Source organism: Flavobacterium frigidum, assembly GCF_048286795.2.
Window position 1 is genome coordinate 1 of record NZ_JBLVPT020000029.1, and the last position, 8,189, is coordinate 8,189.

The window sequence follows — 8,189 nt, forward strand, 5'->3', positions numbered from 1 at the left end:
TAGTATGTAATCAAGCACTTCAAGGAGTCATCAAGGATCAGGATACCGGTTTAGTCTTGGCAAATACTAAGGTAAGTTTGTTTGATTCCAATTTCAATTTGATCAAAGAAAGTACAACTGCATCATCAGGGGACTATACTTTTGAGGTTGAATGTGGAAAAACGTATTATTTACGTGGAGAAAAACCAGAATATGAAACCAAAGAGAATAAGATTGTAATAGCAAAAGCATCTGGAGTAACACAAGGTCCATTGGCCTTAGCGCCAAGAAAAAAAGTAATTGATGTAGGAACAGATTTAGCTAAAACCTTAGATATTCCAATACTTTATTTTGATTTAGACAAATCAGTTATTCGTAAGGATGCTGCTTTTGAGCTCGAAAAAGTATTAGCAGTGATGCAACAATACCCAAAGATGACCATCGACATTAGATCACATACAGATTGTAGACAAACGGTTGCCTATAACCAAGCATTATCTGACAGAAGAGCTAAAGCAACTAAGGCATGGTTGATTAAAAACGGTATAGCTGCTAATAGATTAACGGCCAAAGGATACGGCGAATCACAGCTTGTAAATGATTGTGGATGTGAACCTACAAACCAATCAAACTGTACAGAAGAGCAACATCAAGCCAATAGAAGAAGTGAGTTTATTATTGTTTCTATGCAATAAATCTTCTCTAAACAAAAAACTAAAAAGGCTATCCATATACTTGGATAGCCTTTTTTGGTGGTCTATAAATTGAAAATATAAAACCATCGGATACGGTTTGATTAAAAGATAAATTGCCAATTTTTACGCTATATAAAATACTGACTGAATTGGATTAGAAAATTACATTCAAGCTATTTTTTTACATTCAATATTTCATTTTAATATTGTGAAAAATAGGTTTAACAATATATTATAAAAAATAAATTGTTTAAATTGAAATTTTAACAATTTATACGTGTTAATCGTAATAAAAATATAATTATTTGTTTACTTTTGGTTTATCTACCTGTTAAAAAAAGCACTACGAATAGTGCCTCTAATAAACATACATAAATGAAAAACTTTACTTGCTTAAAATTTATAAAAATTAAGTGTATTGATAAAATATTTGTCTTAATTTTTCTTTTCTTTTATGATGTTGGGTTATCGCAAAATTTTGAAAATGTTACTGTCACAAGTGTATAAAGTGATAGTGGAACAAATAATGCTTTATTTACTTCTACATCTACAACAATTCCTACACTGGTTTTTATTAGAGTTCGAGGACTTTTGGGGCTTCAAGCAGGAGCTTTCTTGTAAAACGGGTAATAATATTGTTTATATGCATGCCAATAGTGGTATTGGAATACAAAATAATAAATCAAGAATACGTTTTATATTTTTAAAGTCGAATGGTATTACAACGATACCAGTAAAAGATTTTAGATTTGTTACTTATGATATCGACAGTCCCAACAAAGATGCGTTGGCTACAAATTGTGATGTTTCTGTACGATTTGCTCATAAAGCCGATCATACAAGCAAGGTTAGTAATTGATAAAAGCTCACAATATTTAAATGCAACTGGTACTTACAATGAAGAGGGCCTCGCGCCAAGTAGAATTATGTACGAGTTTAACGATGTTTCTAGCGTCGAGTTTGATAATTAAGTAAATAATAATTTAAACAAAGTTTTTGAAATGAATCAAAATAGTTTTTGCTTTACCATTTCCTTTACATTTAATATGCTTACAAGATATAGATGGAGATGGTAAAAACGATTCTATTGATTTAGATGATGATAACGACGGTATTTTAGATTCTGTTAAAGCTGGAGGGAACAATCCAAATAGTAATGAAGAGGGTGATGGTTTGCCTAACTTTTTAGACACGGTCAATTAAATGTTGGTTAATAGTGTGTACAATTAAATTTATAGACTGTGAGGGGATTTACTAATTCCAAAAATTAAGATTATAAAAAATAAAATTCAAATTTTTGATAAGACTTGTTATTTTATTTAACTGCAAATGAAGTTAGTTAAACAAAGAAACCTCTTTCAAGATCAATCAATTTAAAACCTATACTATGAAAAAAAATACTTTCAATATTGATAATTTAAAACTAAAAATTCTGACTTTATTTTTAGGTATACATTTTATTTCTTTTGGAAATATAAAAGAGAATGAGGCTAAATCAATAAGTGTTCTACCGCCACTGGTCACAAGAACGTCAACTGATATTTTTTATATTGATCTTGGTGCTTCAACACCTATTAATTCAGCTTATGCTTCTTATTCCATTTCTAGTCCAGCTGGATCATCAATCATAAATGATCTTTGGGTTGAAATTAGTAATTTTAGTGATGTGTCTGCAGTTGAAGCCACCTCAGTTAATTTGGCATCAAATGAAGTGAATTTAGTAAATCTTGGTGCTTTGACGGCGGGAAATTCAGCTACGGCTTATTTTTATTTAACAGCAACTGCCGCAACATTAACGGATCAAACACATATTATTAAAGTTTACGATGGTAAACCAGGTGCAGGCGGGGTTCTTTTAAATGGGGCCACAGGTACAACAATGACTTTTCTATCGGTTGAGTCAGCAATTTCAGCTGCATCAAATAAAGTAGCTACCTCTATTGTTGGACCACCATCTAATGCATTGGGAGGCCTCATGACAATGACTGTTAAAGGAAATACTGGTACGGTTGGAACGGCAAAAATATTTTCAACATCTCCAGCATCTTTTGCAAATTGGAATCCTACAGCCTATGAATTGATTAATTCGCAATTTACTTTTGCTTATGGAGCTGGTACGGCAGATGATATTTCGTATAATAACCAGTTAAAATTTGTATTAGGATCAACTACTTCAACTGATTATACTTTAGTATTCACTTTTAGAGCAGTTACCACAACATCATCCCCAACGGCTGTGAGTCCAATTTCAAATATAAGTAGTGGTGCCCAAATAAAGCACACAACTTTGGATGCGGCTTTTTTAGCATTAGCTCCAATAGCTTCCGCACAAAATTTTTTAACTTTAACCAAATCTACGAGTACTCCAATTTTGACAAGTGGTGGGACAGGTTTATACACCATAACATTAACAAATACATCTACACAAGCACTTCTTGTAGACGATATTACTGATATTATGCCACTTGGCACTGCTTATGTCGCAGGATCCTCTACTTTTGGGGGTTTGCCAATTACAAATCCTACGATAACTGGGCAATCTTTAGTTTGGGGAAATAGCTCGAATTTTAGTATCCCTGCTAGCGGAAGCGTTAGTTTAACATTTAGCGCTACTATTCCTAATACAAAAGGTAATTATACTAATAGTGCATATGGAAACATAGGTACCACGCAAATAGACACAACATTGAGCACCACTGATGATTCAAAAGCAACAGCGTCAATTGCGGTCGATAATCCTCCAGTTGCTGTAGATGATAACTATACATTTACAGTAAATTCAACAGGAAATGTTCTTAATCTGAAAGCAAATGATACAGACATAGATGGAGATTCTTTGACTGTTGTTTCTATTAATGGTACTGTATTAACCCCAGGAACTGCACAAATTATTAGTGTTCCCAATGGTACTATATTTGTATCTTCAATTGGGGTAATTAGTTTTTCATCAGCTGTAAATTATAGTGGTTCAATTAATTTCGATTACGTCATTTCTGATGGAATTGTTACAGATATAGGAGGTGTTTCTATAGTTGTAACACCCGAATCAAATGTGGGTGTTACTAAAACTGTAGATAACGAAACACCAGCTTTAGGTAGCAATGTAATCTTTACAATTGTTGCTAATAATGCTGGACCTAGTACTGCAACAGGCGTATCCGTGACAGATGTTTTACCTGCGGGTTATACCTATGTTAACAATACTGCACCGAGCACAGGGACATTCAATAGTGGTACAGGAGTTTGGTCAATAGGTAATTTAGCTAATGGAGGCAGTGCAACTTTAACTATTACAGTTACGGTAAATGCCACAGGGAGTTATGCCAACAAAGCAGATATAAAAGCCAATGAAGCCGATCCAACACTAGAGAACAATACATCAACAAGGACACTAACTCCAGTGGCGGCAGCACAAGCCAATGTAAGCATTGTTAAAACGGTAAATAATGCAACGCCAAATGTAGGTGATGCAGTTATTTTCACACTAACAGCAAGCAATGCAGGACCAAGTACTGCAACAGGCGTATCAGTGACAGATGTTTTACCTGCGGGTTATACTTATGTTAGCAATACTGCACCGAGTACGGGGACATTCAATAGTGGTACTGGAGTTTGGACAATAGGCAATTTAGCTAATGGAGGCAGTGCAACTTTAACTATTACAGCTACTGTAAATGCAACAGGAAGTTATGCCAACAAAGCAGATATAAAAGCCAATGAAGCCGATCCAACACTAGGGAACAATACATCAATAAGTACACCAACGCCAATCGCATCAAATGTGGGCGATAATGATAATGATGGTATTCCAGACACAACAGATATTGATGATGATAATGATGGAATTTTGGATACAACAGAAGGACTAAATGCAGGATTGTTAACAGCTTTAAATGGTTCCAATGATGCAAATGGTGTCACAGTTAATGCTACTGCAAATATAACTTGTCCTTCTGGAAATATTTCTGTAGATTCAAAAAAAATTAGTTTTGATTTTCGTTGGAATAACGGAGTAGGAGGTGGATTTTCGTCTCAAACGATTCCTTCTGCAACATCCACTCAATCTGTAGTTTCTATTTTTGTAGATGGAACAAAATATATGGATATTACAACACCTTCTGATGGTGGAAGTAATGCTGATAATGCAACAAATAATGGTGGTGACGCCATTATAACTATTTTTAATGGTGCTACTTTTACAAATTCATTACCTTCTATTCAAGGAAATAATTACATAAATCATACGCCATACCTCGCTACAACTGGTCTATCTACTATTGTAATGACAATTCCTGCAAATATTGCTTCAAATGTTAGCTATCAAGCAATTTTAAAATCAGATGATTATGTTATAAATAATTTTGTTGTTGTTGCATCTTGCGCAACAGATACAGATAACGATGGTGTTCCTAATTATTTAGATTTAGATTCAGACAATGATGGAGTATTCGATTTGAAAGAATCTGGAAGTAATCCAAACTTAGATTTAGACAATAATGGTATCATTGATGGTTCTGTTCAGTCAAATGGTTTACCAACTGCTTTGGGTGGAACGCCTACTACACCACTAAATACTGATGGTGACGGTATTGCTAATTATCTTGATTTAGATTCTGACAACGATGGGTGTTCAGATTCAAATGAATACTACAACAATAACACATCTGCTGCAATTGGTCAGCAATTTGGTCAAACTGGAGGAGCTATAGCTCCAACAAATACAAATGGTACAGTAATAGCAGCTTCCTACTCAGGAACATATACAAATGTAGTTACCGTGGGTAATGTAATTACAACCCAACCTGCCAATAAAGTAACTGTTGCTGGCGGTAATACAGTTTTTTCTGTAACAATACCTGTTTCGGGTACTGTAGCATACCAATGGCAAGAAAGTACAAACGGCGGTTCAATGTTTACAAATATTATCAATTCAGGTATTTATTCGGGTGCAACAAGCGCTTCTTTAAATCTAACAGGAGTTACATCAACTCAAAACGGTTATGACTACAGAGTTATAATAACCAAAAGCGATTATGTTTGTGGAAATATTATTTCATTGTCGGCAGATTTAATTGTTACGCCACAATCAAATGTAGGTATTACTAAAACAGTAAATAATGCCACACCAAATGTAGGTTCCGATATTATTTTTACCCTAACGGCAACTAATGCAGGACCAAGTAGTGCAACGGGTGTAAATGTAACTGATGTTTTACCTGCGGGTTATACCTATGTTAGCAATACTGCACCAAGCACGGGGACATTCAATAGTGGTAGTGGAGTTTGGTCAATAGGCAATCTAGCTAATGGAGGCAGTGCAACTTTAACTATAACAGCTACGGTAAATGCAACGGGTAGTTATGCCAACAGAGCAGACATTGCAGCCAATGAAGCAGATCCAACACTAGGGAACAATACTTCAACAAGTAAACCAATACCCGTTCCACAATCGAACGTCGGAATTACTAAAACAGTAAATAATGCCACACCAAGTGTTGGTTCAGATGTTATTTTTACCTTAACGGCAACTAATGCAGGACCAAGTAGTGCAACGGGTGTAAATGTAACTGATGTTTTACCTGCGGGTTATACTTTTGTTAGTTCAACAACTGCAACAGGAACATATACATCAGGAACAGGAATTTGGTCAATTGGCAGTTTAGCCAATGGCGGCAATGCAACTTTAATAATCACTGCAACAGTAAATGCTACAGGTAGTTATGTCAATACAGCAACAATTGCAGCCAATGAAGCCGATCCAACACTGGGAAACAATACATCAACAAGTAAGCCGGTAGTAGTTGCTGTAATTGACGCTGTAAACGATGGTCCAGCAACTGTAGCTTCAGCAACAACACCTACAGTTATTTTAAATGTAACAGATAATGATACTTTAAATACTATTGCAGTAACAGCTACAAACACTGATGTAACACCAATAACTACAGGACCATTGAGTATTGATATTAATGGTAATTTAATAGTAGCAGCCAACACAGCTTCAGGAACTTATCTAATTACTTATGAGTTGTGTGAATCTGGGGCAAGTCCAGCAAATTGTAATACGGCTATAGTGACTGTTGTAGTTCAGAATCCATTACTTGCAGTAAATGATGGGCCAATTACAGTAGCGACTGCTGAAGTTTCTAAAGTTGTTTTAAATGTTACTTCAAATGATACGTTACATGGAGATCCAGTTACAGATGCAAATACTAATGTCACACCACAAATAGCAGGTCCATTAAGTATAGCTAGTAATGGTGAGATAACGTTGGCAGGCAATACACCTTCTGGAACCTACAGTATTATTTATGAAATATGTGAGGTAGGAGCAAACCCAGTAAATTGTAAAACAGCAACAGCAACAGTAGTTGTATTTAATCCTATCGTGGCTAACCCAGATATAACAGGAGGACTTCCAGGAGCTACAACTGGTTCCGTATTAGGGAATGATACATTAAGTGGAATTCCACCAGTTGAACCCGCAGACGTGGTTTTGACAACAACAGCTTTAAATCCGGTATTAACTTTAAATGCAAATGGTACCATTACTATTGCAGCAGGTACACCTGCAGGACCTCAAACATTAGAGTATCGAATATGTGAAATTGGTTCGAATCCAGCTAATTGCAGTACTACTTCTGTTACAGTAAACGTTTTCCAAGCAGCAGTAGATGCCATTGTTGATGATTTTACAGCAGTACCATATACGGGTGGAAATGGAGGAACCACTACATCAGTATTGAATAATGATACCCTAAATGGAGTTGTCTTAAACCCGTCGGATGTTAATTTAACATTAAGTGGAACAGCGCCTACAGGATTTGTGCTTAATAGTAATGGTACGATAACAGTACCTTCTGGACAAGTTTCGGGTACCTATATGGTTTTTTATCAAATATGTGAAGCGATAAATCCGGGCAATTGTGATATAGCCAATGCGAAAATTCGTATTAGTAATCAAATTAATGCATTTGATGATGCCTTCCCTCCACAAGCGCCAAGCACTACAGTGGTTACAACAGTTGGAAGTGTGTTAGCTAATAACGGTAATGGAGCAGATAATTTAAATGGAATAGCAGTTACATCAACAAATACAGATGTGACACCAGTAACCACTGGACCATTGCGTATTGATGCAGATGGAAATTTGACTTTAGCTCCAAATACTGTTTCAGGTACGTATACCATCACTTATAAATTGTGTGAAGCAGGAGCAGACCCTGTAAATTGTACAAACGCAACTGCAACAGTAGTTGTTTTAAATCCAATTGATGCAGTTGATGATAATCCAGTTGCGGTAAATACAGGAGTAAATCCAAAAGTAGTGTTTAATGTAACAGACAACGATACATTGAATACTGTTTTAGTAAGTCCAACCAATACGAATGTTACCCCAGTTTCTGCAGGACCATTGAGTATCGATTCGAATGGAGTAGTAACATTAGCAGGAAATACACCAAGCGGAAGCTATAGTATTACCTATGAATTGTGTGAAGTTAATCCATCAACAGG

The 8,189-nt window shown here is 35.6% G+C and carries 3 protein-coding genes; all 3 read left to right on the forward strand.

The window, feature by feature from the left end; genetic code table 11:
- Positions 1 to 674 (forward strand): OmpA family protein (locus ACNQGB_RS15745; RefSeq protein WP_472777142.1); only part of this gene is annotated, 674 nt, incomplete at its 5' end.
- Positions 675 to 1,158: 484 nt separating this feature from the next.
- Positions 1,159 to 1,533, forward strand: a complete 375-nt coding sequence (locus ACNQGB_RS15750) for a hypothetical protein (protein WP_417947210.1) — start codon at positions 1,159 to 1,161, stop codon at positions 1,531 to 1,533.
- Between the two features lie 528 nt (positions 1,534 to 2,061).
- Positions 2,062 to 8,189, forward strand: a 6,128-nt coding sequence (locus ACNQGB_RS15755; protein ID WP_472777143.1) for a beta strand repeat-containing protein, incomplete at its 3' end; no start/stop codon positions are given.